This is a genomic window from Methylomonas sp. BW4-1 (assembly GCF_052474385.1).
In genome coordinates this window covers 4,555,524-4,582,036 of the sequence record NZ_CP184125.1, presented here as the reverse complement: position 1 = coordinate 4,582,036, position 26,513 = coordinate 4,555,524, and the positions used below count along the sequence as shown (strand labels likewise).

The 26,513-nt window shown below is 50.5% G+C and carries 24 protein-coding genes; 11 read left to right on the top strand and 13 right to left on the bottom strand.

All coding sequences use genetic code 11. The annotated features are described in order from the left end of the window. The first annotated feature begins 39 nt into the window (after positions 1–39). The 6 genes from ACH5Y9_RS21175 to ACH5Y9_RS21150 all read left to right on the top strand — a co-directional run bounded on the left by ACH5Y9_RS21175 (position 40) and on the right by ACH5Y9_RS21150 (position 3,249). The gene (locus ACH5Y9_RS21175; protein WP_445367486.1) at positions 40–303 is read left to right on the top strand and encodes a toxin; all 264 of its coding nucleotides are present in this window, start codon (positions 40–42) and stop codon (positions 301–303) included. A gap of 4 nt (positions 304–307) precedes the next feature. Continuing rightward, positions 308–574 (top strand): antitoxin, encoded by a 267-nt coding sequence (locus ACH5Y9_RS21170; protein ID WP_445367485.1) that lies wholly within the window; start codon positions 308–310, stop codon positions 572–574. 42 nt (positions 575–616) lie between these two features. Continuing rightward, entirely contained in the window at positions 617–817 is a 201-nt protein-coding gene (locus ACH5Y9_RS21165; RefSeq protein WP_445367484.1) for a hypothetical protein, read from the top strand. A 56-nt stretch (positions 818–873) separates the two neighbouring features. After that, on the top strand, positions 874–1,737 hold the full coding sequence (gene ubiA, locus ACH5Y9_RS21160; protein ID WP_445367483.1) for a 4-hydroxybenzoate octaprenyltransferase: 864 nt from the start codon (positions 874–876) through the stop codon (positions 1,735–1,737). 150 nt (positions 1,738–1,887) lie between these two features. Continuing rightward, positions 1,888–2,337: a nucleoside deaminase gene (locus tag ACH5Y9_RS21155; RefSeq protein ID WP_171697028.1), complete on the top strand. Its 450-nt coding sequence runs from the start codon at positions 1,888–1,890 to the stop codon at positions 2,335–2,337. A gap of 264 nt (positions 2,338–2,601) precedes the next feature. Continuing rightward, a complete protein-coding gene (locus ACH5Y9_RS21150; RefSeq protein ID WP_445367482.1) occupies positions 2,602–3,249 on the top strand; it encodes a glutathione S-transferase family protein in 648 nt (215 codons plus the stop codon). A gap of 240 nt (positions 3,250–3,489) precedes the next feature. On the opposite strand, the gene ACH5Y9_RS21145 is transcribed toward ACH5Y9_RS21150, so the two are convergent. The 9 genes from ACH5Y9_RS21145 to ACH5Y9_RS21105 form a co-directional block, all read right to left on the bottom strand. Continuing rightward, the gene (locus tag ACH5Y9_RS21145; RefSeq protein ID WP_445367481.1) at positions 3,490–6,606 is read right to left on the bottom strand and encodes an efflux RND transporter permease subunit; all 3,117 of its coding nucleotides are present in this window, start codon (positions 6,604–6,606) and stop codon (positions 3,490–3,492) included. Then, positions 6,603–7,670, bottom strand: a complete 1,068-nt coding sequence (locus ACH5Y9_RS21140; RefSeq protein ID WP_101052878.1) for an efflux RND transporter periplasmic adaptor subunit — start codon at positions 7,668–7,670, stop codon at positions 6,603–6,605. The genes ACH5Y9_RS21145 and ACH5Y9_RS21140 overlap by 4 nt, the downstream gene beginning before the upstream one ends. Positions 7,671–7,711: 41 nt before the next feature. After that, positions 7,712–8,638 (bottom strand): hypothetical protein, encoded by a 927-nt coding sequence (locus ACH5Y9_RS21135; protein WP_101052880.1) that lies wholly within the window; start codon positions 8,636–8,638, stop codon positions 7,712–7,714. 109 nt (positions 8,639–8,747) lie between these two features. Continuing rightward, positions 8,748–11,279, bottom strand: coding sequence for a tetratricopeptide repeat protein (locus tag ACH5Y9_RS21130; protein WP_445367480.1), 2,532 nt, complete (start codon positions 11,277–11,279; stop codon positions 8,748–8,750). Further along, positions 11,272–12,627 (bottom strand): ATP-binding protein, encoded by a 1,356-nt coding sequence (locus tag ACH5Y9_RS21125; RefSeq protein WP_101053636.1) that lies wholly within the window; start codon positions 12,625–12,627, stop codon positions 11,272–11,274. The genes ACH5Y9_RS21130 and ACH5Y9_RS21125 overlap by 8 nt, the downstream gene beginning before the upstream one ends. A gap of 475 nt (positions 12,628–13,102) precedes the next feature. Further along, the gene (locus ACH5Y9_RS21120) at positions 13,103–14,446 is read right to left on the bottom strand and encodes a DNA recombination protein RmuC (RefSeq protein ID WP_445367479.1); all 1,344 of its coding nucleotides are present in this window, start codon (positions 14,444–14,446) and stop codon (positions 13,103–13,105) included. 31 nt (positions 14,447–14,477) lie between these two features. Next, the gene (locus ACH5Y9_RS21115) at positions 14,478–15,131 is read right to left on the bottom strand and encodes a hypothetical protein (RefSeq protein ID WP_101053640.1); all 654 of its coding nucleotides are present in this window, start codon (positions 15,129–15,131) and stop codon (positions 14,478–14,480) included. Positions 15,132–15,318: 187 nt separating this feature from the next. Further along, the gene (locus ACH5Y9_RS21110) at positions 15,319–15,588 is read right to left on the bottom strand and encodes a Txe/YoeB family addiction module toxin (protein ID WP_445367478.1); all 270 of its coding nucleotides are present in this window, start codon (positions 15,586–15,588) and stop codon (positions 15,319–15,321) included. Next, a complete protein-coding gene (locus ACH5Y9_RS21105; RefSeq protein ID WP_445367477.1) occupies positions 15,569–15,841 on the bottom strand; it encodes a type II toxin-antitoxin system Phd/YefM family antitoxin in 273 nt (90 codons plus the stop codon). The genes ACH5Y9_RS21110 and ACH5Y9_RS21105 overlap by 20 nt, the downstream gene beginning before the upstream one ends. A 333-nt stretch (positions 15,842–16,174) precedes the next feature. Between ACH5Y9_RS21105 and ACH5Y9_RS21100 the strand changes: the two genes are divergently transcribed. After that, complete coding sequence (locus tag ACH5Y9_RS21100; protein WP_445367476.1) at positions 16,175–16,675, top strand: phosphate-starvation-inducible PsiE family protein; 501 nt, start codon at positions 16,175–16,177, stop codon at positions 16,673–16,675. Between the two features lie 139 nt (positions 16,676–16,814). Here ACH5Y9_RS21100 and ACH5Y9_RS21095 read toward each other — a convergent pair whose 3' ends face one another. The 4 genes from ACH5Y9_RS21095 to gmk all read right to left on the bottom strand — a co-directional run bounded on the left by ACH5Y9_RS21095 (position 16,815) and on the right by gmk (position 19,971). Beyond that, positions 16,815–17,417: a DUF4145 domain-containing protein gene (locus tag ACH5Y9_RS21095; RefSeq protein ID WP_445367475.1), complete on the bottom strand. Its 603-nt coding sequence runs from the start codon at positions 17,415–17,417 to the stop codon at positions 16,815–16,817. Positions 17,418–17,503: 86 nt separating this feature from the next. Continuing rightward, entirely contained in the window at positions 17,504–18,784 is a 1,281-nt protein-coding gene (hemL, locus tag ACH5Y9_RS21090; RefSeq protein WP_445367474.1) for a glutamate-1-semialdehyde 2,1-aminomutase, read from the bottom strand. Positions 18,785–18,895: 111 nt separating this feature from the next. Then, positions 18,896–19,339: a hypothetical protein gene (locus tag ACH5Y9_RS21085; protein WP_445367473.1), complete on the bottom strand. Its 444-nt coding sequence runs from the start codon at positions 19,337–19,339 to the stop codon at positions 18,896–18,898. Positions 19,340–19,356: 17 nt separating this feature from the next. Beyond that, the gene (gene gmk, locus ACH5Y9_RS21080) at positions 19,357–19,971 is read right to left on the bottom strand and encodes a guanylate kinase (protein WP_020484045.1); all 615 of its coding nucleotides are present in this window, start codon (positions 19,969–19,971) and stop codon (positions 19,357–19,359) included. 121 nt (positions 19,972–20,092) lie between these two features. On the opposite strand from gmk, the gene dnaA reads away from it, so the two are divergent. From dnaA to gyrB, 4 genes are all read left to right on the top strand, one after another. Then, a complete protein-coding gene (gene dnaA, locus ACH5Y9_RS21075; protein WP_026147079.1) occupies positions 20,093–21,409 on the top strand; it encodes a chromosomal replication initiator protein DnaA in 1,317 nt (438 codons plus the stop codon). A gap of 189 nt (positions 21,410–21,598) precedes the next feature. After that, positions 21,599–22,702, top strand: coding sequence for a DNA polymerase III subunit beta (gene dnaN / locus ACH5Y9_RS21070; RefSeq protein ID WP_020484043.1), 1,104 nt, complete (start codon positions 21,599–21,601; stop codon positions 22,700–22,702). Positions 22,703–22,716: 14 nt separating this feature from the next. Further along, positions 22,717–23,790, top strand: a complete 1,074-nt coding sequence (recF, locus tag ACH5Y9_RS21065) for a DNA replication/repair protein RecF (RefSeq protein WP_445367472.1) — start codon at positions 22,717–22,719, stop codon at positions 23,788–23,790. A 121-nt stretch (positions 23,791–23,911) separates the two neighbouring features. Further along, on the top strand, positions 23,912–26,317 hold the full coding sequence (gene gyrB, locus ACH5Y9_RS21060) for a DNA topoisomerase (ATP-hydrolyzing) subunit B (RefSeq protein ID WP_445367471.1): 2,406 nt from the start codon (positions 23,912–23,914) through the stop codon (positions 26,315–26,317). The last annotated feature ends 196 nt before the right edge of the window (positions 26,318–26,513 follow it).

Sequence of the window (26,513 nt, the reverse complement as noted above, 5' to 3'; positions counted from 1 at the left end):
TAAAATGCAATACAATGTATGTATCCGAGCAAGAGCTTGATGATTACGTTTGGACGCGAAAAAAATGAATTGCTGAAGCAAAGCCGAGGTATCGGCTTTGAGGACATTATCGCGGCAATCAATGCCGGTAAGATACTGGATGTGTTCGACCATCCCGATCAAATTCAGTATCCGCAGCAAAAAATCTATGTGGTTGAAGCGCTTGATTATGTCTATCTGGTGCCATTTTTAAAGAACGAAGACGGCATTTTTCTTAAGACCATCATTCCAAGCCGTAAAGCCAAAAAACGTTACAAAGGGTAAAGCCATGTTCGATGACGAAGAAATGTCGATATTAACCGCATTGGAAAATGAACAACTGGTGCGTAGTGTCAGCGCGGATGAAGAAATTGCTTTGGCAAAACAGGCCGCTAAAGAATATCTATCAAAATCAAAAAACGTCACTATTCGCCTTAGTTTGGGCGATGTGACATTAATTAAAAACCGGGCTCAAGATGTTGGTATCCCGTATCAAACGCTAATTTCTTCGCTGGTACATCAATATGCGACGGGCAAAATACGATTGGAAACTTAAGAAGTGTCGCGACATCAATAAATCATGTGCTGAAGGCAACTCATGAAAACTGACGCCGAAATCATCCATAGCGGATTCGAATCGATTTTTTCAACCTTATGCATGGTTGATGCCGAGCGGTTTCTCATGCTGATTAAGCGCGACAAATTCGATTACACACAGTGGCAAAAACAACTCTGGCCGAACGAGTCTGTAGAATCTTTATCTGCCCTAGCTCAGCGGGATTGGGAACAATCTTCCTGAATTTGCCGCGAACTTCAATAACAGACAATCGCTCTCCCAAAATAATCGCTTTTTGAATGATTAACCTAAAAAACCGCATCCACCAATACTGGCTCCTGGCCCGCTTCGATAAACCCATTGGCATTTTCATTTTGCTGTGGCCGACATTATGGGCCTTGTGGATTGCCAGTGACGGCAGGCCGGACGGTTTGGTGCTGACTGTGTTCTTCGCGGGCGTGGTGCTGATGCGGGCAGCCGGTTGCGTGATTAACGATTACGCCGACAAGGATTTCGATCCGCATGTGGATCGTTGCAAACTAAGGCCTATCGCGGCGGGCAAGGTTAGTCCGAAGGAGGCCTTGATCGTGTTCGCAGTATTGTGTCTGACCGCTTTTAGTTTGGTGTTGCTTCTGAATTGGTACACCATCGGTTTGTCCTTCATCGGCGCGTTTCTGGCGGCCAGTTATCCGTTCATGAAGCGCTTTACCCATTTGCCGCAGGCTTTTCTCGGCGCAGCGTTTGGTTTTGCGGTGCCGATGGCGTTTGCAGCGCAAACCAACGAAATCCCCTTGGTGGGCTGGATTTTATATCTAGCGGTGCTGCTCTGGGCTCTGGTGTACGACACGATGTATGCGATGGTGGATATCGACGATGATTTGAAAATCGGTGTCAAATCCACGGCCATTTTGTTCGGCAAACGGGTGCGGGAAATTACCGCAGGTCTACAAGTAGTGATTATCGGCTTGTTGCTTACAGTGGGCATAATGCAACAGCTCAGTTGGCCCTATTACGCCGGTCTGTTGATCGCCAGCGGTCTGGCAGTTTACCAGCAAAAATTGATTTTTCATTTCGATAAACCCAAGTGTTTCAAGGCTTTTTTGAATAACAACTGGTTCGGTCTGGCGGTGTTTGTTGGCATTGTGTTCGCTTATTGGCAATAACGGATCGAGGCGCTTAGGTTTGGAAAATCTCCCCAGCCCCTTTTTAAAAGAGGTTTTTGGAGACCTAAAACTCGACTTAACCCCATACTGATCTACCCAGCCTTTGTAGAACGGATTTTCAAACATACCCAATTGATTTTAGGAGTTGCGATGAACTATCAGGAGATGCTCGCCGTGGCGTTTGCCGAAGCAAAAGCCGGTTTTGACGAAGGCGGCGTGCCGGTCGGCGCGGCCTTGTTCGATGCTGATGGCAGCTTGCTGGGCCGGGGCCGCAACCGCCGCGTGCAAGATAACGATCCGTCCGTGCACGGCGAAACCGATGCCTTCCGCAATGCCGGCCGGCAGACCAGCTACCGCGACAAAATTTTGGTCACCACCTTGGCACCGTGCTGGTATTGCTCGGGATTGATTCGGCAATTCAATATCGGCACGGTGGTTGTCGGCGAATCAAGCAACTTTTCCGGGCATCTGGACTGGCTAAAAGAAGCCGGCGTCAAGATTGTGGAATTGAACGACCCCGTCTGCATCGAGTTGATGAGCCGTTTTATTGCTCAATCGCCAAAGATTTGGTTTGAAGACATCGGTGAGGACTGTTGTTAAACCAAGATTTGCCGCTGATTCCATCCGTTGAATAGCACAGCCGTAGAACCCAACTAAAAATCCATTACAAAATGGCATTGCTCTATGCGGTTATTTATTATAAAACGGCGAGAATGATGCGCCTGTACCTAAAGGCTTTCTTCGCTGTCAAGCCTTCGAGAGTGGAACAGGGCTTCTCATTTCCCTGGGTTTACACATTCTCTGGGACGACGATATCCGATTTAATAAATTCTCGATCCATAATCTGCAAAGGAGTTTTCGTTTATGAGTCTGTCCTTAGTCATCGGTAACAAAAATTACTCATCCTGGTCGTTACGGCCTTGGTTGTTTTTGAAATATCACGACATCGATTTCACGGAAATCCGCATTCCGCTGTATCGAGAGGATTCGAAAGACAAGCTGCTGCAATACTCGCCGACCGGTAAAGTACCGGTTTTGCTGGATGCTGAGCTTAAGGTTTGGGATTCGCTGGCAATATTGGAATATCTGGCGGAACGCTTTCCGCAAACCCAAGGCTGGCCGGAGGATTTTGCCGAACGCGCCGCGGCCCGCTCCTTGGCTGCCGAAATGCATTCCGGATTTACGGCGCTGCGAACCTATTGCGGGATGAATTGCAAGCGAACACCCTCAGCCAAACCCTTGCCGGAAGCAGTACATCCGGACATCGAACATATCGGTGAAATTTGGCAACACTACCGGCAACTGCACCGCCACGACGGTCCGTGGTTATTTGGGCGTTTTACCATAGTCGATGCGATGTTCGCCCCCGTCGCCTTGCGATTTCACAGCTATCAACTGGCAACCAATAAAGAGGCGCAGGCATATGTGGACTCAGTGCTGGCTTGCCCGGCTGTAAGCGCCTGGATGGAAGCCGGCAAGTTGGAAAGCGAGGTAATCACCGCGTTTGAATAAGCGGTTTACAACGTTGCTTATCACCAAAATAAAATGGTCACTGCTTTACTGAAATGATCGATATTTTCAAAACTGAGTTTTGCCGATATGCCAGTGCAGATGTAAAAGGCAACTGGAAAGATCAACTCATTGACCAGCCATTAATCGGTCGTTCCTGTAATGCTTTTCTCCAGTTCATACCGGGGCATTCGAAACCTGAATTTCACCCACCCGAAAACACCGGTTTTTAAACCTTAAAAATTAAACAGTGATTCTGAACCAAGCTGCATACAAAGCCGGCAAAAACAGTAGCGTCAACGCAGTCGCGACGGTCAAACCTCCCATAATCGCCACCGCCATCGGGCCGAAAAACGCGCTGTGGGTGAGGGGAATCATAGCCAGTATCGCCGCTGCCGCCGTAAGTACGATAGGCCGAAACCGGCGCACCGTCGAATCGACAATCGCATCAAAATCCGAACGTCCGGCCTGCTTATCCTGATCGATTTGATCGACCAGGATTACGGAGTTGCGCATGATCATGCCAGAAAGTGCGATGGTACCCAACATCGCCACAAAACCGAACGGTTGTTGAAAAATCAACAAAAACAAGGTCACGCCGATTAGTCCCAGCGGCGCTGTTAATAACACCAAGGCCATCCGCGAAAAGCTTTGCAACTGAATCATCAGCACAGTCAATACCGTCAGAAAGAACAAAGGCATACCGGCCGCGACCGAATCGCCGCCTTTGGCCGATTCTTCCACCGCGCCGCCGGTCTCCAGGCGGTAGCCGGGCGGTAATTGCCGCTTTATGTCGACCAGTTGTTCTTCTATCTGAGCCGACACCATCGGCGCCTGCATATTGCCATACAAATTCGCGCGCACCGTGACGGTAGGAATGCGATTACGCCGCCAAATCAAACCTTCCTCAAAACCGTATTCCAGTTCCGCGACTTGCGACAGGGGCACACTGCGTCCGCCGGGGATCGGTATCATCAAATTTTGCAGACGCGATAAATGCTTACGTTCGATTTCGGCGCCACGCACCAATAAGTCGATGCGCTCGATGCCTTCACGAAATTCGGTCACATACAAGCCTTGTAGCGCACCGTTGACAATATTGGCAATATCACTGGAACTAATCCCCAGCAGTCTGGCTTTCGATTGGTCAACATTCACGCGCACGACTTTCACCGGCTCTTCCCAATCCAACTGCACGTTGGACGGATAAGGGTTGGCGCGCATCACATCCGCCACCTGGCGAGCAATCGTGCGTAGCGTTGATAAATCCGGCCCGGAGACTCTGAATTGCACGGGAAAACCTACCGGCGGGCCGTTCTCCAAACGTAATACGCTGCCGCGCATATCCGGAAAATCCTGTTCAAACAAATGGATGAGTTTATCGCGCAGTTGTTCTCGTTCCGCTGGGCCATTGGTCAACACCACAAACTGCGCAAAGTTGCGTTGCGGTAATTGCTGATCCAAAGGTAAATAAAAACGCGGACTGCCGTTGCCGACATAAGCCACGTAATTGTCGATGCCGCTTTGCTCATCCAGCCAGGCCTCCAGTTTTTTCACATCGGCTTCGGTGGCGGCATACGACACGCCTTCCGCCAAGCGCAAGTCGACAATTAACTCCGGCCGAGTGGAATCCGGAAAAAACTGTTGCTGGACAAACTTAAAACCGAAGATCGCGGTAATAAACATGGCTATGGTTAAAACAATCACCAGCCAACGGTGGATAACGCAAGCGGCCACCAGTTTTCGGAAGCGCAGATAAAAGGGAGTTTGATAAAGCTCGTGGGCGTGGTTCTTGGGCTGTTCGGTATGTGGTTTGTTCCGCAATTTGGCCCAAATCCGCGCCCAGCTCGACGCTTGCTCTTGTCCCTTGCTCAAGTCAGGCAACAAGCGATGGCCCAAATACGGTACAAACACTACCGCCGCGAACCAGGAGACCAACAAGGCGATGACCACCACTTGAAAGATCGAGCGGGTGTATTCGCCGGTAGAAGACGCGGCCGTGGCAATCGGCAAAAAGCCGGCAGCCGTGACCAATGTGCCGCTCAGCATCGGCATCGCGGTGGATGTATAGGCAAATGCGGCAGCACGGGTTCTATCCCAACCCTGTTCCATCTTAGACGCCATCATTTCCACGGCAATAATGGCATCGTCCACCAACAAGCCCAAAGCCAAAATCAATGCACCCAGGGAAATTTTATGCAGGCCAACGCCAAACAGATGCATCAGCCAAAAAGTGACCGCCAACACTACCGGAATCGTGATCGCGACCACGATGCCGGTGCGTAAACCCAAAGACAGCAGGCTAACGCCTAATACTATGACGACCGCTTCGGTCAGCGATTTGGCAAACTCGTTAACCGAGCGCTGCACCGCTTTCGGCTGCGAAGACACCGTATGCAATTCCAAACCCACCGGCAATTGGGCTTGGGTAGTGTTTACGGCCTGGTCCAAATCGCGGCCCAGCTTGATGATATCGCCGCCGGCACGCATCGCCACGCCGATCAACAGCGCGTCATGACCTTTATAACGCACCCGGTCCTTGGGGGGATCTTCAAAGCCGCGGCTGACTTTGGCGACATCGCCCAACCGAAATTCGTTGTTATTGGCGCGAAAACGCACGTCCCGCAGTTCTTCCAATCTATCGTAACGACCGGTTACCGCAATCCGAATATGCTCGTTTTCAGAATCGAAACTACCGCTGCCCGTCACCAGATTTTGCGCTTGCAAGGTGCGGAGCAAGGTGGCAACGTCGATGCCGATGGTCGCTAATTTGGCATTGGACAATTCGACGTAAATGCGTTGTTTCTGCTCGCCGAAAAAGTCAACCTTGGCGACATCGTTCACTCTGAGCAGTTCGGCACGCAACGTTTCCGCGTGACGCTTCAGTTCCGCATAGTCGTAGCCGTCGCCGGTCAAGGCATACAAGTTTCCGTATACATCCCCAAACTCGTCGTTGAATGTCGGCCCTTCAACGCCTGCCGGCAGGGTGTAAGCAATATCGCCGATTTTTTTGCGAACCTGATAAAAAATGTCCGGGACTTGCGCCGCGGGTGTGGAGTCCTTGGCCGACAGAAAAATTAAGGATTCGCCCGGTCTGGAATAGCTGCGTAAATTGTCCAGCCAGGGTACTTCCTGGAGTTTTTTCTCCAGTTTATCGGTGACTTGTTGTTCCACTTCCTGCGCGCTGGCACCGGGCCAACCGGTGCGGATAACCATCACTTTGAAAGTGAACGGCGGATCTTCAGACTGGCCCAGCCTGGTATACGAAAGCATCCCCACCAAGGTCAGCATCAACATGGCATATAACACCAATGCCGGGTGCCGCAAAGCCCACTCGGAGAGATTGAAGCCCGATTTCATGGTTGGCTCCGCAGCGGCGTTGCCCTAACTTTCTGGCCGGGTATCAAAGTTTGCACCCCCGCCACCACGACTTGTTCGCCTTTTTGGATACCGCCGGCAATCAACACGCCATCTTCGCGAAACGCGCCAGCCTGAACGGTTCTAGGCTGAACTTCACCGTTCGCCGGATTCACCACCCAGACGACGGATTGACCGTCACGCTGAGTAAGCGCTGTGGTGGGTAATAAAAAATCCTTGGTGTCCTGATGATAAAAACGGACGCCGGCCGTCATGCCCAAACGCACCGAATCGTCGGCATCCAGCAAAACCACACGTACTTGAAAAGTACGTGTGAGATTATCGGCCGCCGGTGCCACTTCCCGAACTTTACCTTGATATACGGTAGTGGGGTTGGCCCACAATCTGATTTCCGCCGGCACATCGACAGCGATGCCCAACATGCGCGACTCGGGAACGGCTATTTCGACTTCCTTATTCTCCGGCACGGCGATACGAACAATAGGCTCGCCGGCGGCAACCACTTGGCCCGGTTCGGCCTGAATGCGGGTAACCACGCCATCCCGCTCCGCCAGTAACTGCGTGTAGCGCGACTGGTTACCGGTTACCGCGGCTTGCGCGCGGGTTTGCTTTACCCTGGCCGCCGCCGCCTTGAATTGCGCTTCCTGAATATCCAAAGCCTGGTTGGAAATGAATTTGCTGGCGTGTAATTGGCGTTGTCTGTCCAGCTCTGCTTGGGCCAAGGCCAAATCGGCTTCCGCCGCCCGGACTTCCGCCTGCGCCGCTTGGGTGGATAAACCGGTATCCATACTATCCAGTTTGGCCAACAGCTGACCTTTCGTCACCACTGCGCCTGTATCGACATTGCGTTCGATAATTTTGCCGTTGATGCGAAAACCTTGAGCACTTTCGTAGCGGGAGCGAATTTCGCCTATCAATATAATAGGGGCGGCTGCAGTTTGTTCGCCTACTGTCACCACTAAAGCCGGTCTGGGCGCTGATGCCGTGGGCGCTGGTTTTTCGCAAGCAGCCAGCAATAGCGGCAACGTCAACAACAAATATTTCATTTTATCCCCTAAAAAATGGCACTAGCTGCATCCAGAGTTATTTATGCCATGGCCTTGCGGATTAACTCCAGCGGCACCAGCGAAATCAATGCTCTAAACAACAAGGCGTTGTGATTGTTGACTAGGCCGTAACATTCGTAATCCAAGGGTGTGGCGTTCAAATCGCCGAAATCGTGCGCTGCACAATCCGCTGCGGGTTTGATCAAAATATGCACCGCGTCGTTACTTTTAAGCTGCGACAAACAGCGTCTGTCGATGGAAATTTTGTGCGAAGTATAGACCATGGGGTTACGCTCGAAATCGTGCAGCCATTTCAAGGCCTTTTCCAGTAAGGCACTGGAGAGCAATGCGCACGGAAACATCTCCGGGAAAATCACCTTATCCTGTAGCTCGTCGAAATACTGGGTTTGATCACGCAGCGATGCACACAGAAAATTCTTGGCATTGCTGGTCATCATGAACTTGCGTTTGAGAAAAAAACCATTGCTCAAAAAACAACGGTCAGGCTGGATTTTTAATTCGCCGACCCGGGACAAATCAGGCTGATCTAAAAACAGCGGTTCGGCGGTTTCTTTTTTATAGCCGGTCAAGGCCAGTTTGCCGTCGGCCTTGACGATAATCCGATTGCTCAAGCTTGGCGACGGTTCATTTTTAAATACCGAGTCTTTAATATCCACTTCAATCGCCTGGTTCGGCTTAATGGCATTGGCAAAAGCAAACTGGTAATTGCTGAAGTTCAAGCCCTGTTCGGCTAGCAATTTTTCTTCGTCATGTTGCCGGCGATAGTCGGCAATCTTGCCTTCAATTAAAGACTCCAGCTGAAACCCCAAGGTAATCGGGCCATTAAACGGATTGCCGTTAATGTTCTGCCACTTCCGGCTATCGTGAAACAGATTGAAATCGTCGGTGGAATTGCGGGCGATGTCGATATGTAGCTGACTGAAAACGTCCGGATTGTATTGATTCATAGAAGCGGCCTCCGCTGGGCTTTGGATACAAGGCAATTCAACTCGCCGCATGCTACCACCTATCATCGGCATCACAAACTGGGCAAAGGCGACATACTGCGTATGCAGCTTAGTCTAGCTGATCGCCGCTATCCAGGGCTTTCAGACGGGCACTTACCCAGGCCAGATCGTTGGCGTATTGCGGAACATTGGGAAAAGCTTCAGCCAATTTCGCCGCTAGCTCCATACTTTCCTTAAAACAGACCTCTGCCTGACGCGACAGTCCGAGGGCTTGCTCGACATCGCCGACGTTTGCCAGCGAAATACTTAAATCGCGCCGCACTTGCGGACTGTCACCTAGCGCCCCCCGCAGTTGCCGGCTCAAGCCCAAGCTTTCGGCGTAGGCCGCCCGCGCCTGTTCCAGGCGGCCCAGGGCCTTATCCACGTCGCCGATGTTGTCCAGCGACACACTCAAATCGCGCAGCGCTTGCGGACTGTCGCCCAGCGCCTCCCGCAGTTGCCGGCTCAAGCCCAAGCTTTCGGCGTAGGCCGCCCGCGCGGCTTCCAGGCGGCCCAAGGCTTGCTCCACATTGCCGATCTTATCCAGCGACACACTTAAATCGCGCAGCACTTGCGGACTGTCGCCCAGCGCCTCCCGCAATTGCCGGCGCAAACTCAAGCTTTCGGCGTAGGCCGCCCGCGCGGCTTCTAGGCGGCCCAAGGCTTGCTCCACATTGCCGATCTTATCCAGCGACACACTTAAATCGCGCTGCACTTGCGGACTGTCGCCCAGCGCCTCCCGCAGTTGCCGGCGCAAACTCAAGCTTTCGGCGTAGGCCGCCCGCGCGGCTTCCAGGTGGCCCAGGGCATTATCCACGTCGCCGATGTTGTTCAGCGACACACTCAAATCGCGCAGCGCTTGCGGACTGTCGCCCAGCGCCTCCCGCAGTTGCCGGCGCAAACTCGAGCTTTCGGCGTAGGCCGCCCGCGCGGCTTCTAGACGGCCCAAGGCTTGCTCCACATTGCCGATCTTATCCAGCGAAATACTCAAATCACGCAGTGCTTGCGGACTGTCGCCCAGCGCCTCTCGCAGTTGCCGGAACAAGCCCAGGCTTTCGGCGTAAGTCGCCCGCGCGGCTTCCAGGCGGCCCAGGGCATTATCCACATCGCCGATGTTGTTCAGCGACACACTCAAATCGCGCAGCGCTTGCGGACTGTCGCCCAGCACCGCCCGCAGTTGCCGGCGCAAACTCAAGCTTTCGGCGTAGGCCGCCCGCGCGGCTTCCAAGCGACCCAGAGCCTTATCCACGTCGCCGATTTTGTTCAGCGACACACTCAAATCGCGCAGCGCTTGCGGACTGTCGCCCAGCCCCTCCCGCAATTGCCGGCGCAAACTCAAGCTTTCGGCGTAGGCCGCCCGCGCGGCTTCTAGGCGGCCCAAGGCTTGCTCCACATTGCCGATCTTATCCAGCGACACACTTAAATCGCGCTGCACTTGCGGACTGTCGCCCAGCGCCTCCCGCAGTTGCCGGCGCAAACTCAAGCTTTCGGCGTAGGCCGCCCGCGCGGCTTCCAGGAGACCCAGGGCATTATCCACATCGCCGATCTTGTCCAGCGACACACTCAAATCGCGTAGCGCTTGCGGACTGTCGCCCAGCGCCTCCCGCAGTTGCCGGCGCAAGTCCAGACTTTCGGCGTAGGCCGCCCGCGCGGCTTCCAGGAGGCCCAGGGCATTATCCACATCGCCGATCTTGTCCAGCGACACACTCAAATCGCGTAGCGCTTGCGGGCTGTCGCCCAGCGCCTCCCGCAATTGCCGACAAAAGCCCAAGCTTTCGGCATAGGCCGCCCGCGCGGCTTCCAGCCGACCCAAGGCTTGGTCTATATCGCCGGTGTAATCCAGAATTATGCTGAAATTACGCACGGCGTCGGATGCATCAGGTTTATTAGCCAACCGCCGCAACACCGGCGACATTTGTTCTACAACTTGCCCGGCGGCGGCATAATCCGTTCTCTCAATAGCCGCGTCGAGCGCGGCGAAAGCCGCATCCGCCGACAACCGCTGTTTGTCGGTAGTGTGTTCCCACAAGCGCTGCCATTCCAGTTCAGCAGCTGACAATTCGCAGCTGGCCGCCAAACTGGCCGGAGCCGGCACATTCTCTGCGCGACTGGCCGGGACGATAGGCACTGGCGTCGGTAAATCGGCGGTAAAGCTGCGGATGCTCCATAAATCCGGCAGCATGCTAGGCACATCGAGACGAAACTCGGCCGGCAGCAGCAAGATTAGCGGGCAGGCGACGTCGCGTTCCAGTAAAAAACGTCTTTCGTTAAGGCGGGCCAGCAATTGCCAGACCGCCCGGCGCTGGCTATCGCCATCCAGCCTTAACTCCAACCACAAGGGCGGGCGTTTGTCGCCCAGCGGCCGGGCAGCGAGTATCGCCGCCAAGGTGGTGTCGAGTTCTTCAGGCTGTTGCAGAACGAAATACCTTAACGGCAGGGTATTGATGCTCAGCAAGTCTTGCAGGCGCTGTTTCAAGACCTGGATCGGTGCGGGATGCCGGCTGAACAACACCGCCAGCGTAAAGCCGCGCGCCCATTCCAGATGCGGGCGCAGCCTACGCCAAATGCTGTCCAGCTCGGTTTGATAGTCGGTGTCAGTCACCTTTGGCAACGATGTCGCGCAGCAGCGGATGCACATCAAACCAGTCGTCGCCGTTGCGGTAGTTGAGGATGTATTTGCCTTCGGTCAGACGGGCAAAGTCCGGGAGTTTGTCCAGGCTTTCCAATTGCCGGTCGTGCTTTTCCAAAACCCGCGCCAACACCTGTTTGTCGTCGCGAGCCAGCGGCATATCGTTACGCAAGGCGCTTTCCGCGCTGGCTAATACCGTATCGGGTAGCGGTAGCGATTCCTGATACAACGCTTCGGTGATGCATAAACCGACCAGACGGAAAAAATCGCGCAAATCGCCACCGGAGTTGGCGGCTAAACGTAGCAATTGCTCCCTGGTAAAAAATGTGCTCCATTCAGGAAAACGCCGGCCGACAATATCCACCATCGCATTCAGGCCGGTTTCGGAAGGTACCGGCGCTGCGCCGTCTTGCGGGCGGTTTTCGTAAACATGCACGCTGGGCAGCATATAGATTTTGCCGCCGGAATACAAAGCCCCCAGGCTACCGGCCAAGGCCGTCAAATACGGTGGAATAGTGCAAACCAAATACAACGGCGGAAAACGCAATTTGTCGGCATGCCCGGAAAAAATGGTTTCCACGCTCTTGAACACTTTACCTATATCTTCGCTGTCGCCGACCCCGCGCAAGCGTTCCACCGAATCCAACAGTAACACTACTTTTTTATCCGGCTGACTGGCTTTCCGGCGGGCGACAGCCACAACGTTTTCGACGAATTTGCGCGCTTCCTGTACCAATCTGGCGACGTGACCGCGGGTGCCTTCCTGGAGCTTTTTCTTGAAGGTGGGATTTTCCCGTAGCGACATTTTCAAGCTGGCTTTGAGATCCTCGCCGGCTTCCAAACCAAGTTCCTCGATTTTGACTTCGCTTTGCAGAAAATTCCAAACCCGTTCGAAAAAGCCGATGTTGGCGGGATCGTGACCGTAGCGTTCTTCGATTTTTTCCGATAAGCCGCCGAGCATGCTAATCAGAAAATCGGTGATTTCCACGGCCATGGTTAAATTCAGGTATTCGGCCATATCGACATAAAACACTTCGCAGCCCTGCTCGCGCAACATTTCCGCCAGACGCATCAATTCGGTGGTTTTGCCGGTGCCACGGTTACCGGAAAATAAGTAAGTGCCGCCGCCTTCGTCGAAATCTATGCGATCAGCCAACACCCTAACCAGAGGCCTATCAGGTCCGTGTAAACCTGCCACGTAAAGGTCTTCGCTGACGCCGTCCGCAATCAAGGGATGCTTGCCGAATACCACCGGACGGGTGGCATCCAGTGCATTGAGGCAAGCTTTTATTTTGGGGCGTAATTCTGCCGGGTTGACCATGAGTATCTCTAGCCTAATTCAGTAAACATTCCGCTTTTGGAAATTTTGGTCATGTTAGCACGCAACAAGGTTTTCTTGAGTCTACCCGGACATAGTGTCCGGGTAGGTGTATTTCAACGGGCGATGTTAAGAGATGGCGCTTATAGTGCTACTCCTATCTAATGAGCTGTTGCGAGTATCGCCGGAAAAAAGCCTGCCAAAAAACACAGTTTCTGTTGAAAACTTGTTGGTCGAACAGCTAGGAGTTTGTGGATAAGTTGTCTGTAAAAACCCGGACTCTAGTTATCCCCAGACTGTAAACAAGCTAAAACGCCGCTGTATAACAGCGTTAATTTTTAATAAGGCTATGAATAAATTCATATAAACAGTGTTTTCCACAGATTTTTCCGCCTTAATAGTAATAACAATCTAAAGATATATATAAAGTTATTATTACTACGATGATTGGACCTGAGTATTTCAGATCACGGAAACATCAATCCTCCGATGACATTTGTTCGGTCAGGCTTTTAGGTAGCTTCTTTTTGACCTTAACCCCCAACTCTTCAAAAGCGCTGGCTTGACGCAACAGATTGCCGCTGCCGCTACTCAATTTGTTGACGATGCCGTCGTAGGTTTTTTGTATCGTGCTGAGTTGGTTACCCAGTTTTTCAATGTCTTCGACAAAACCTCTGATCTTGTCGTACAGGCTGCCGGCTTTATCGGCGATCAAGCGGGCGTTTTCGTTTTGTTGTTCGTATCGCCAGATGTTTTGCACGGTGCGCAAAGTCGCCAACAAGGTAGTCGGCGTAACGACGACGATCTTGTGTTCGAAAGCGTCATTGAATAACTTTTCGTCGGCCTGGAAAGCCGCCATAAAGGCAGCTTCGATGGGCATGAACAGCAATACAAAATCCAGTGAACGTAAACCTTTCAAACTGGAATAGTCTTTATTGCTTAAGCCTTTGATGTGGTTTCTGACCGCTTCGGTGTGTTGTTTCAGGGCTTCGATGCGCTGAGTATCGTCCTCTGCTGAGCAATAGCGCTCATAGGCTACTAGAGAGACTTTGGAATCGATGATCACATCCTTGTTTTCCGGTAAGCGGACGATGACATCGGGCTTGAACACCCGATTGTCTTCATCACGAAACGCGCCTTGAGTTTCGTATTCGATACCTTTGCGCAAGCCGGATTGTTCCAAGACTTTTTCCAGGATCATTTCGCCCCAGTTGCCTTGGATTTTATGATCGCCTTTCAAGGCGCGGGTCAGGTTCAGCGCTTCCTGATTCATTTTGGCCGTATCGCGGCGTAACGAGACGATTTCCTCGCGTAAGGAAATGCGGTCTTTGGTTTCGTTGTCGTAAACACTTTCGACGCGGCTCTTGAATTCGCCGAGCTGTTGCTTAAGTGGCGCGACCAAACTTTCGATACTGACTTTATTGTGTTCGGTAAATTGCTTGCCGCGTTCTTCGAAGATCTTATGCGCCAGATTCTCGAACTGGGTTTTTAGCTGATTTTCCGCATCTTGCAGCAGGCGGATTTTCTCAGCGTTGCTTTTGTGTTGTTCTTGCTGACGAGCGTTGAGATCCGCGTTTTCGGTTTTCAACTCTAACAATTGTTGCTGTAACATCTGCAACTCGGATTCCTTTTGCGCCAACAGCAAAACCCGCTCTTCCGCCACGGCCAATTTAACGGCTTGTTGCTGGACTTGCTGTTGCTGATGCTCTAACTGACTTTGCAATTCGCGCTGCCGCTTAACGCTCAGCCAGGCGCAAGTCAGGTAACCAAGCAAAGCCGCCAACGGTATTGCCGCCAGTGCCATCCCTATTCCTGTTTCCATCGAAATCCTCTTAATAAATCAAGCAGACGGTTTACCGCGGCTTGATCGACAAATCCCCAATCGTAAAACCAATGTCAAAGCCCTTGCCTTTACCCATCAACACCAGGGAAATTTCACCACGGGTCAATACTTGCCTATCCACCGAGTTTTTAATACCAAAGTGATTACCCAGCGAAATGTAATCGCCAAAAATTTCGCTGATATATTTCACATCGGTGAAATGGCCTTCGCCTTCGATAACCGAATAACCAATCGTAAAGCCTATGCTTTTTGAGGACAGCTTGACTGCGGCCTTTTGGCCATTGCGACAGGTGATTTCGCCGGTGCCGTCGTATTGCTTATAAGCCAGCGAAAAGCCCTCCATCTTGTAGGTCATGCTGCAGGTACCCAGTTTCTTTTCGCCAAACTGCTCGTTAAAGTCAATCTCGGCCTGGTTAGGCTGGCCGGTATCAGTGGTTTCCGGCGCGGCCGGCGTTGTTGGTTCCGATGGCTTTGGAGACGGTGCGTCGGTTAGCGGATGGGTAACAAAATCGGCGTGGCTTATATTGGAAAACCCGACAAGTAGACAAGTGGCGTAAAGCAGTTTCCGACCAGAAATCTTACGCTGGGCTAAATTACTCAGGTTTAGGCGATACCTCTGCTTTTTGGGGCAGGGGGCTGGCAAGTTAGTTGGCTGCTTATTCATCTATTTCGTCCAAATCAGTTAGACAAGGAATATACGATTTGGCCAGAAAGCACAAATCTTTGGTTTTCAAAGCTGGGAAAGCGTGCTTTGAGTTATCAGGAGAGATTGTAGGCTTGGGATTAGCGGGTGGGAATGGCGAAAATCAAAATTGTACCGCTGAGCGATGGCGACGCTCAGTTACTCACTTTCAATGTTGGTCGTAATGTCCGCCGATAGCAAAAATATAAATGCAGTTATCGTCGAACTTATAAATCAGCCGGTCTTTGTGCGAAATCCGCTTGGACCAAAGTCCGGCAAGATTGTGACGCAAGGGCTCCGGTTTGCCCAAACCGGTTGCGGGATCGCCGCGCAGCATTTCCTTGAGCAGTTTGCACAGCGCTTTGTGTAAAACTTTGTCTTTGTCTCTAAGCTCTTCGTAGACAGCCCAAGTGTTACCTTCAAATGCCAGCGATCTCATTGAATTGCTCTTCGCTTGGCCGGTAGCCTTGTTGTTGAGTATGTGTGGCGGCGGAAGCAGCGATTTGTGCCATCAGGTTGGCGTTTTGCAGCACATAAAGCGTTTCCTGCTCCCGTTCCCAATCGTCTGCGCTGATCACCACAAATGCATCGCCTGCTCGGCGGGTGACTTTCAATGGCTCGTGATTATCGACCACTTGCTCGACGTAGCTTTTTAAATTGTCCCGAAATTGATTGACGCTTACGGTTTCCATAATGGCTTTCTCCTGTACGGAAGTTCCGTACCATTATAGGATGAAAGTCGTTATTGGGCTACGGTAATGAATGATCCTAGCCACTCGGCTATTCGCTATGTCAGAAAAAACAAGGTTTGGTAGGTGCGGTTAGCGGAGCGTAACCGCACGAATGGGAGCTTTACATGCCTCCGATTACGCTTCGCTAATCGGATTTACGCGGGCTGGCTGACAGCTGTAAAAACCGCTGCCGCGCCAAGAATGGGGGATATTGAAATTCTAACTCGCGGCAACTACTTTCGCGCATATTCATACTAAGTGCATTTATCTTTTGAAGATCACGGAGTACACGGCATGAAAAATCACATATCAAGTTGGCGAAGTTTTTGTAGGGACTGGAATGCATTGACGTTTTATCAACGCTTCGAAAGCGGTGTGGCGTTTGCCCTGACTTTTTTGGTGATGTTGGTGGTCAGCGTCGCGTTGTTCAGGTTATTCGTTGGCGTAATCGGCGGATTAGTATTCGATGCGTTGAATCCTTTGGACCACGAAATATTTCAACAGGTGTTCGGCGAAATCATGACCTTACTGATCGCGCTGGAGTTTAATCACACCTTGCAATACGTCGTGACCCGCGAACAAAGTGTCATTCAAACCAAGGTCGTGCTGTTGATTGCGATGTTGGCATTGGCGCGCAAGTTTATCGTGCTGGATCTGAGCAAAACTTCCGCCGATGTATTGCTGGCCTTGGCAGCAGCGACATTGGTGTTGGGCGTGACGTATTGGCTGGTGCGTGAACGCGATGATCGTTTGTTAGAAATAAACCGATCTATCTCAAAACCGGAGAATAGTTAGGCTGGGGAGAGCAACGCGAAACCCAGCCACTTGACTGGCCCAAGCACCGCGTCGAAAAGTGATTGGTAGGTGCGGTTAGCGTAGCGTAACCGCACGAAGGCAGGCTTTCATGCCTCCGATTACGCTTCGCTAATCGGAGCTACACAGACTTTAATGGTGCAATTTTATTTTGAATTGAAACAGGAAACTCAAATATAACTTTTAGGAGCATCTGAACGAAAGCCAATAGCTCCTCGGCTTCAGCTTGAGTCATCAATGTAATCTCATGATTTGCTTCGTTACCTTTTTTACGAATATGGTCAACCCAACCTTTAGCTCCAGGAGGCACATAATGATTGTCAGTCAAGAACTGCACATAATTAATGAACGGCTCTCCTGCTTTGGCTCCGAGAGAGACTGCCAGATGCATTAGTAGCTTTCTACATGACAGGACCGCTGATGAATAGCAACCAGCCCCAATACAAGCTCTCGCCTCGTTATAAAGTGTTTCAGTACCTGAATCAGGGATATACTGAACCGTCTCACCAAAGGCCACCCCAGGGGTTTGTTTTCCGATATTGGTGTAGTCGAAAAAAGTTGGCCGTGAGCATTTATGGCAAATATAAAGAAATCCGGCTGTTTGGCCTGACTGAGCTTGCGCATACCAACCTTTTTCAGATGCAACTGACACCCCGCAATAACCACAAATATAAGTATGTGATGGAAGCTGGCTAGCTTGTTGCCACTTTAGAGGTGTATACATTCGGTTCTTCCATTGGGAGTGAGACTGCTGAAAAACATAACAAGTAGCTAAAAGGTTTCTGTATATCGTTCCACCAAACTCATTTTTTATAATCCTTTAAACACCTCAGCCGCCGTATCCACCGTTGCCTGCAAGTCCTCATCAGAATGCGCGGCAGAGACAAATCCAGCTTCAAAAGCCGACGGCGCCAGGTACACACCTTTGTCCAGCATCGCATGGAAGAATTGCCTAAAGCGATTTACATCGCAAGCCATCACTTGGGAAAAACGGCTGACCGATTTCTCATTGCTAAAGAACAAACCGAACATGCCACCGACCTGATTGGTAGTGAAGGCGATGCCGGTTTGATCGGCGGCAGCTTGCAGGCCTTGCAGCAATGTTGAGGTTTTGGCAGTCAGGGCGTCGTAAAAGCCGCGCTGGTTGATCAATTCCAGAGTTTTCAAGCCAGCGGCCATCGCCACCGGGCAGCCGGACAAAGTGCCGGCTTGATAGACAGGACCCAGCGGTGCCAGATATTCCATGATCTTGCGGCTGCCACCGAAAGCACCGACCGGCAGGCCGCCGCCGATGATTTTACCCAGCGTAGTCAAATCCGGCTTGATGCCGTATAGACCTTGCGCGCCTTGCAAGCCGACGCGAAAGCCGGTCATTACTTCATCGAAAATTAGTACGCTGCCATATTGGTCGCAGACGTCGCGTAAGGTTTGCAAGAAGCCCGGTTCCGGCGGGATGCAGTTCATGTTGCCGGCCACCGGTTCGACGATGATGCAAGCGATCTTGTCGCCCAGTTCGGCAAAGGTGCTGCGTACCGCATCGCTGTCGTTGTAAGTCAGCGTGAGGGTGTCGGCAGCGACCGAGGCCGGTACGCCGGGTGAGCTGGGGACGCCGAAGGTCAACGCGCCGGAGCCGGCCTTGACCAGCAAGGAATCGGAATGGCCGTGGTAGCAACCTTCGAATTTAACGATCTTGTCGCGACCGGTATGACCGCGTGCCAGGCGCAACGCGCTCATGGTGGCTTCGGTGCCGGAGCTGACCATGCGTACCATGTCTATCGACGGCAGCAGTTCGCAAACTGTTTGCGCCATTAGCGTTTCGATCTCGGTGGGCGCACCAAAGCTCAAACCTTTTTCGGCGCTGTGCTTGACGGCTTCGATCACGGCCGGATGCGCGTGGCCCAAAATCATCGGCCCCCAGGAACCGACATAATCGATGTAACGCTTGCCTTCGCTGTCGTAAACATAAGCGCCGGCTGCGCGATCAAAATATACCGGCGTACCGCCGACGCCGCTGAAGGAACGCACCGGCGAATTGACGCCGCCGGGAATGTATTGTTTGGCTTGAGAAAATAATTCGGAAGATTGGGTCATGGGGATGAAGGATAGAGAAATCGTGTAGGTTGGGTTAGGCACTAGCCGTAACCCAACACGGGGGCTTTGAATGTTGAGTTGTGCGTTATCGACCCAACCCAACCTACATTGTTATTGCGGTTTGCCAAACAAATGCGGGCCTTTGGGTTGCGGTTTGTTTTGCAAACAGAAATAAGCCGCAGCGTCGAATTTGATCTGCAAGGTGTGGGTGTCTTCGTGGTCTTCCAGATATTTCTCGGCATCGATTTCCGATAGGTCTTTCATGATGTGTTCGGCGATGCAGTCGCAGCTTTCTTGAAAACGTTTTTCATCGACGTCTTTGTTATTCGAATTTTTCAGTTCCCGTTCAACGCATTTGGCGGAAAACTCTTTTTCGAACTGGCGTTTCTCGGGTTCAGTGGCTTCGCCGGTATCTACTCTGTGTACCGCTTTTTTGGCAGTGCCGGCGCTAGCGCTAGCTTTTGGGGTTTCCGCTTCATCACTGGAGCAGCCGGCAATGGTCAACGCCGAAACAATCAACGTCGTAAAGAGATAAGAAGTTTTTCTAGTTTTCATAAGTGTTGTTAGTTTTATTAGTTAAGTAAATCTTGCAGCAATGGCGCCAAGGTTTGTTGTTGTTGACTTTGGGTTAAGCGGTTTGCGGTAACAATGCTTTTCAGTTGATGCAAAGCCAGATTGAAATCGTCGTTAACGATCAGATAGTCGTACTCCGGATAATGGCTCATTTCAGTCACCGCATCGCGCATACGTCGGGCAATCACTTCAGGATTATCCTGACCGCGATTTTGCAAACGCTGGCTCAATACCTCAATGGATGGCGGCAGGATGAAGATCGACAAGCTTTCCGGCAACATTCTTCTTACCTGCTGTGCGCCTTGCCAATCGATTTCCAAGATCACATCCAAGCCTTTGGCCAGATTATCTTCCACGGTCTGCTGTGCGGTGCCGTAGAAATTATCGAACACTTGCGCGTGCTCCAAAAAGGCTTGCCGTTCGATCATGGCTTTAAATTCGTCAACAGAGACGAAAAAATAATCGACGCCATCTTGTTCGCCGCTGCGCATTGCCCGGGTAGTGTGCGACACCGAGACGGCCAGATCGTCAGTCTCGGCAATCAGTTGCTTAACCAGACTGGTTTTGCCCGCCCCGGATGGCGCAGAAATAATATAAAGTTTGCCCGAAATCATGTGTAGTAATGAGGGTTATCCATGCGGCCGTCATTCTTTTCTGATAACGTCCACAGAGTCAAGCCCTAAGCGGTCACTGTGGTATCATGCAAGGCCTTTCTAAGCCCCTTCTTGAATGCCGATGAGTGTGATTTGGAACAACTGCCTGGCCAAGCTTGAACATGAAATTCCCAGTACCGATTTCAGCACCTGGATCAGGCCGCTGCAAGCAGTGGAAACCGACAGCCAGTTAAAATTACTTGCTCCCAACCGCTTTATTATCGACCATATCAAACAGCATTTTTTCGCGATCATCGAAGATGCGGTCAACGAGTTTTCCAATGCAACCTTGGCGGTGCAGTTTGAAATCGGCAGTAAAAAATCGCCGGCTATCAAAGCACCAACACTCAGCAAGAGTCCGACCCAAAAGAAGAATCAACCGAATTTTTTAAACAAAGCCTTCACTTTTGAGAGCTTTGTGGAAGGTAAATCCAATCAATTGGCCAGAGCCGCTTCGATGACGGTTTCGGATAACATCGGCAAGGTCTACAACCCGCTGTTTATCTACGGCAGTTCCGGTTTGGGTAAAACCCACTTGATGCATGCCATAGGCAACGCGGTTTTGTTGAAAAAACCGGATGCCAATATCGTCTATCTGCATTCCGAGAAATTCGTACAGGACATGGTCAAGGCGCTGCAACAAAACAGCATCAACCAGTTTAAAGAGTACTACCGCAGCATCGATATTTTATTGATGGACGACATCCAGTTTCTGGCGGGCAAGGAACGTTCGCAAGAAGAGTTTTTCCACACCTTTAACAACCTGCTGGATAACAAACATCAGGTGGTTTTAACCTGCGATAAATATCCGAAGGAAATCGATGGTCTGGAAGACCGTTTGAAATCTCGCTTCGGTTGGGGCTTGCCGGTGGCGATAGAACCGCCGGATCTGGAAACCCGGGCCGCGATCTTGATAAAAAAGGCTATGCAGGTGGGTGTGGATCTGGATCAAGATATCGCCTTCTTTATTGCTAAACGCATACCTTCCAATGTTAGAGATCTGGAAGGTGCCTTGCGCCGCGTGGTAGCCAATTCGCAATTTACCGGCCGCGACATTACCTTGGAATTTACCAAGGAAGCGTTGCACGATTTGATTAGTTTGCAAGACAAGTTGATCAGCATCGATAACATTCAGAAGACAGTGGCCGAGTATTTCAAGATCCGAGTGGCCGATTTATCCTCAAAAAACCGCAAGCAGTCCATCACTCGGCCACGACAGGTCGCTATGTGTTTGGCTAGAGAGTTGACCTCTCACAGTTATCCAGAAATCGGCGACGCCTTCGGTGGGCGCGATCACACTACGGTCATCAATGCCTGCAAGCGCGTGGCTGAGTTGAAAGACGACGATGTAAAGATGGCGGAAGATTACAAAAACCTGTTGAGAACCTTATCGCATTAATTGCGTGTAAGTTGTGGATAAAGTGTGCCGAAAATACGTCCTTTAGGTTATCCACAAACCCCATACAAGCTAAATAGGTATCCGACAACAATGTTTGATACATGCTAAGATTTTGATTTAAATTAGGTAAAACAGGTTTTCCACAGCTTTTTGTTTACATAGTAGTAACAATATATAAAAGATATTTATATGAAATTTATTATTAGCAGAGATCAAATTTTGCCGCCGTTGCAGCAAATCGTCAGCGTTATCGAGAAAAGACAGACCATGCCGATTCTGTCCAACGTGCTGTTGCAAGCCAGCGACGAACAATTGGTTATGACCGGTACGGATACCGAAATTCAGATTGTTGCTAAATTAAATATCGAATCAATAGCGCATTCCGGGGAAATTACCGTTCCCGCTAGAAAATTTCTGGATATTTGCCGCTTATTACCGAATGGCGCGGAAATTCATTTCGAGTTGCAAGACGATAAAGTTAAGGTCGTCTCCGGCCGCAGCCGGTTTTCTTTGAGTACTTTACCGGCGGAACATTATCCGGAGTTCAACGAGTCCGAGTTTGAGCATAGCTTTTTGCTGAATGCCGGCAAATTCAAGAAAGCCCTGGATAAAACCGTGTTTTGCATGGCTAATCAGGACGTACGCTATTACTTGAACGGTTTATTGCTCAACGTTAGCAATTCCAAACTCAAACTGGTGGCTTCAGATGGTCATCGTTTGTCGATTTATGAAGATGATATCGGTCAAGCGACTGGCTATGAATCCCGCATCATCATGCCCAGAAAAGCGGTGCAGGAATTGAGTCGTTTGCTGGACGATGCAGACGCAGAATTGAACATCCAGTTTTCCAGCAACAACATCCGAATTTATTACAAGGATGTAGTGTTCTCGTCAAAGCTGATCGATGCCAAATTCCCGGATTTCAGTAAAGTGTTCAATCAAAGTTTTATGAGTCCGTTGTTGATCCAAAAACAAGTCTTGAGAGATGCGTTAACGCGGGTAGCGATTCTGTCCAATGAAAAATACAAGGGTGTGACTTTCGATATTTCCGGCGATTTGTTGAAACTCAGTACCCATAATCCCGAGCATGACGAGGCCGAGGAAGAATTGATCATCGATTATCAAGGCGAGCCGTTGAGCATCTCGTTTAATTCGCAATATATGCTGGATGCAGTATCCAACTTGGATTCAGAAATGGCGGTGCTGACCATAGCCGGCAACGCCAGCAGTTGTTTCATCGAAGAACCCGAACAGCCATTATTTAAATTTATTGTGATGCCAATGCGGATGTAGGTTGTCCTGGGATTATGACCTTGTTAAAGCTGGATGTGCTGTCGGTCAGAAACATCCATTCTGTTAGTATTTCGCCGTCTCCTGCTATTAATTTCATCACTGGTGCCAATGCCAGCGGTAAGAGTTCGCTGTTGGAAGCCATTTTTATTTTGGGTAGATCTCGCTCCTTTAGAACTACCCATACCAAACAGGCCATTGCTTTCGAGCAGTCGCAATTGACCATCTCCGCGCAAAATCGACAACAGTCCGGTTCGGTCAGTACGCTGGGGATACAGATTGACAATAAACAATGCCAAATCCGCATCGATCAGGAAGATAGACAAAAAGCGGATTTGGCATATGCATTGCCGGTGCAGTTGATTCATCCCAAGAGTTATCGTTTACTCGATTCCGGGCCGCAGATTAGAAGGGAGTTTTTGGATTGGGGTATTTTTAATCAACACAAAAACTTTCTGCCTTGTTGGCGCAAGTTTAATAAGGCTTTGCAGCAACGGAATGCCTTGTTGAAAACGCGGCAACTCAAACAGTTTCCGGCGTGGGATAAGGAACTTGTGGAATATGGGCAGGTGATTAACGATTTTCGCTTGGCCTATTTAGCGAGCTTGCAACCGGTGTTTTTAGAAATGGCTAGCCATTTCTTAAATAAGGAGGATGTTGATTTACGCTTCTTGCCCGGCTGGGATGATAGGCAAGCCTTAGACTTAATTTTGAAAAACGATCTGGAGCGAGACATACGCTACGGCTTTACCCATAGCGGACCGCACCGGGCGGACTTTCACACTTATCAAGATAAAAGATTGGCTAAAGACTATCTGTCACGCGGACAACAAAAGCTCTTAGTTTTGGCACTGATGTTGGCACAAGTGACTTTATTGAATCAGGAAAGCCCATACTCCTGCTGTATTCTCATTGACGATCTAGCGTCCGAATTGGATACAGAAAACCGGGCAAAATTGATAAAATACCTCGTTGGATTGAACTGCCAGGTTTTTATCAGCAGTACCGATATAGCTGATTTTGGTGATTTAAGTTCAGTAGAAAACTATAAATGGTTTCACGTGGAACAAGGCGACGTAAAACAACTTTAATGTTTCACGTGGAACAAATAATAAAAAATTAACAACTCCCATCACACACGATACAACGGCTTCATGTGCGATATGAAAGCCAGGCATCGTTGCGGTAAAACACAACACAATGGATATACCCATGAGTGAAAATTACGACAGTTCGAATATCACAGTACTTAAAGGATTGGATGCAGTCAGAAAACGTCCAGGCATGTACATCGGCGATACCGATGACGGCTCCGGTTTGCATCACATGGTATTCGAAGTCGTCGATAACTCCATCGACGAAGCATTAGCCGGATACTGCAAAGGCGTCGATGTCGTGATTCACGAAAATGGCTCGATATCCGTTTACGATGATGGTCGCGGCATTCCGGTTGATATACACAAAGAAGAAGGCCGTTCCGCTGCTGAAGTTATCATGACTATCCTGCACGCCGGCGGTAAGTTCGACGACAACGCCTATAAAGTCTCTGGTGGCTTGCACGGCGTAGGTGTCTCGGTGGTAAATGCCTTGTCTGAAGAGCTAACGCTGAAGATTCGTAAGAACGGCAAGCTGCACATGCAAAAATACATCCTCGGCGAGCCAGTAGCGCCCTTAGCAGTAATAGGTGACTGTGAAGGCAGCGGGACCTACATAAACTTCAAACCCAGCCCCACTATCTTCACCAATATCGAATTTCACTACGACATCCTCGCCAAGCGTTTGCGCGAACTGTCGTTTTTGAATTCCGGCGTAAGAATCTCCCTGCGCGACGAAAGAACCGGCAAAGAAGATGTATTTGAATTCGAAGGCGGCATCAGCGCTTTCGTGCAACATCTGAATAAAAACAAAACCCCGCTGTTTGAAAAAGTTTTCCACTTTATCGCTGAGAAAGAGGGCGTGGTGGTGGAAGTGGCGATGCAATGGAACGACTCCTACCAGGAGAACGTGTTTTGCTACACCAACAATATCCCCCAGCGCGACGGCGGCACGCATTTGGCCGGTTTTAGAGGCGCGTTGACTCGCACCATCAATCAATACATCGAAACCAACGGCTTGGCTAAAAAAGAGAAAGTTGCCACTACCGGTGACGATGCTCGCGAAGGCTTAACCGCCGTGTTATCGGTAAAAGTGCCCGATCCTAAGTTCTCCTCGCAAACCAAAGACAAATTGGTGTCGTCGGAAGTAAAACCCTTGGTCGAATCGACTATGAACGAAAAGTTGCAAGAGTTCCTACTGGAACAGCCGCAAGTCGCCAAAGCCATCGTCAACAAGATCATTGATGCCGCAAGAGCTCGCGAGGCCGCTAGAAAAGCCCGCGAAATGACCCGCCGCAAAACTACGCTGGATATCGCCGGCTTACCCGGCAAACTCGCCGATTGCCAGGAAAAAGATCCAGCCCTATCTGAACTGTTCATAGTGGAAGGGGACTCGGCGGGCGGCTCCGCAAAACAGGGCCGTGATCGCCGCACCCAAGCCATCCTGCCGTTGAAAGGTAAAATCCTTAACGTGGAACGCGCCCGCTTTGACCGTATGATTTCATCGGAAGAAGTCGGCACCCTGATAACCGCGCTGGGCTGCGGTATCGGTAAAGACGAATACAACATCGACAAACTCCGCTACCACCGCATCATCATCATGACCGACGCGGACGTCGACGGTTCGCACATTCGTACTCTGTTACTGACCTTCTTCTATCGGCAATTGCCGGAGCTGGTGGAGCGCGGCCACATCTACATCGCCCAGCCGCCGCTGTATAAAGTCAAAAAAGGCAAACAAGAACATTATGTCAAAGACGACAACGCTTTAAACCAATACCTGATTCAACTGGCTTTGGATAAAGCGCAATTACAAACCGATGCCGATACCCCGGTCATCCAAGGCCAAGGCCTGGAAAAGCTGGCGACAGAATTTGCCGACGTGATGAGCATCATCAATCGCCTGTCCAGACGCTACGATGACCTGTACTTAGAGCAAATGACCTACATGCAGGTGCTAAGCGACGAAATCAAAGCCGATCAACAAAAACTGCAAGCCTGGTTGGATTTGCTGCAAAAAAATCTGAACGAGGGTGGCCATAAAGCCATATTCAACACCGAACTAAAATATCGCGGCAGCGACGACTTCGATGTGGAAGTCAGCAAACGCTTGCATGGCATTACCAAAAGCTTTGTCTTGCATGCGCCCTTCTTCGCCGGCAACGATTATCAAAAAATCGCCCGCTACGTGGAAAAAACCCTCAGCATGTTCGGCGAAACCTCCGTCATGCGCATGGGCGAACGCGAACAGCAAGTGGATAACTTCAAGCAAGCATTCGAATGGATGATGAAAGAAGTCAAAAAAGGCCAACACATCCAGCGTTACAAAGGTTTAGGCGAAATGAACCCGGAACAGCTTTGGGAAACCACTCTCGACGCCAACGGCCGCCGCATGCTGCAAGTTACCATCAACGACGTAGTAGCCGCTGACGAAATCTTCACCACCCTAATGGGCGATGTGGTGGAACCACGTCGGGATTTCATAGTTAAGAACGCCTTGGATGTGGCCAACTTGGATGTATAACGGTGATTGTCGGATGACACTATTAATGAAAAAAATGACAAGTTAGTGAAAAAATAGTGACGTAGATAATGAAAAAATCCGGCAATTTCTCCTACTGCTAAATTTTCAGTAACGCCTTAGAAAACCAGATGACCTAATGGCAGTCTGGTTTTTTATTGAGCCGGAACAAATGATATTGATCGTCAGAATAAGAAAC

Coding starts and splice junctions, on each gene's coding strand:
- dnaN (WP_020484043.1), top strand. CDS start 21,599: ATGAAATTTATTATTAGCAGAGATCAAATTTTGCCGCCGTTGCAGCAA.
- ACH5Y9_RS21135 (WP_101052880.1), bottom strand. CDS start 8,638: ATGAATCAATACAATCCGGACGTTTTCAGTCAGCTACATATCGACATC.
- ACH5Y9_RS21125 (WP_101053636.1), bottom strand. CDS start 12,627: ATGGTCAACCCGGCAGAATTACGCCCCAAAATAAAAGCTTGCCTCAAT.
- ACH5Y9_RS21155 (WP_171697028.1), top strand. CDS start 1,888: ATGAACTATCAGGAGATGCTCGCCGTGGCGTTTGCCGAAGCAAAAGCC.
- ACH5Y9_RS21175 (WP_445367486.1), top strand. CDS start 40: ATGATTACGTTTGGACGCGAAAAAAATGAATTGCTGAAGCAAAGCCGA.
- ACH5Y9_RS21110 (WP_445367478.1), bottom strand. CDS start 15,588: ATGAGATCGCTGGCATTTGAAGGTAACACTTGGGCTGTCTACGAAGAG.
- hemL (WP_445367474.1), bottom strand. CDS start 18,784: ATGACCCAATCTTCCGAATTATTTTCTCAAGCCAAACAATACATTCCC.
- ACH5Y9_RS21140 (WP_101052878.1), bottom strand. CDS start 7,670: ATGAAATATTTGTTGTTGACGTTGCCGCTATTGCTGGCTGCTTGCGAA.
- dnaA (WP_026147079.1), top strand. CDS start 20,093: ATGAGTGTGATTTGGAACAACTGCCTGGCCAAGCTTGAACATGAAATT.
- gyrB (WP_445367471.1), top strand. CDS start 23,912: ATGAGTGAAAATTACGACAGTTCGAATATCACAGTACTTAAAGGATTG.
- ACH5Y9_RS21150 (WP_445367482.1), top strand. CDS start 2,602: ATGAGTCTGTCCTTAGTCATCGGTAACAAAAATTACTCATCCTGGTCG.
- ACH5Y9_RS21085 (WP_445367473.1), bottom strand. CDS start 19,339: ATGAAAACTAGAAAAACTTCTTATCTCTTTACGACGTTGATTGTTTCG.
- ACH5Y9_RS21105 (WP_445367477.1), bottom strand. CDS start 15,841: ATGGAAACCGTAAGCGTCAATCAATTTCGGGACAATTTAAAAAGCTAC.
- ACH5Y9_RS21100 (WP_445367476.1), top strand. CDS start 16,175: ATGAAAAATCACATATCAAGTTGGCGAAGTTTTTGTAGGGACTGGAAT.
- ubiA (WP_445367483.1), top strand. CDS start 874: ATGATTAACCTAAAAAACCGCATCCACCAATACTGGCTCCTGGCCCGC.
- ACH5Y9_RS21095 (WP_445367475.1), bottom strand. CDS start 17,417: ATGTATACACCTCTAAAGTGGCAACAAGCTAGCCAGCTTCCATCACAT.
- recF (WP_445367472.1), top strand. CDS start 22,717: ATGACCTTGTTAAAGCTGGATGTGCTGTCGGTCAGAAACATCCATTCT.
- ACH5Y9_RS21115 (WP_101053640.1), bottom strand. CDS start 15,131: ATGAATAAGCAGCCAACTAACTTGCCAGCCCCCTGCCCCAAAAAGCAG.
- ACH5Y9_RS21145 (WP_445367481.1), bottom strand. CDS start 6,606: ATGAAATCGGGCTTCAATCTCTCCGAGTGGGCTTTGCGGCACCCGGCA.
- ACH5Y9_RS21165 (WP_445367484.1), top strand. CDS start 617: ATGAAAACTGACGCCGAAATCATCCATAGCGGATTCGAATCGATTTTT.
- ACH5Y9_RS21170 (WP_445367485.1), top strand. CDS start 308: ATGTTCGATGACGAAGAAATGTCGATATTAACCGCATTGGAAAATGAA.
- ACH5Y9_RS21120 (WP_445367479.1), bottom strand. CDS start 14,446: ATGGAAACAGGAATAGGGATGGCACTGGCGGCAATACCGTTGGCGGCT.
- gmk (WP_020484045.1), bottom strand. CDS start 19,971: ATGATTTCGGGCAAACTTTATATTATTTCTGCGCCATCCGGGGCGGGC.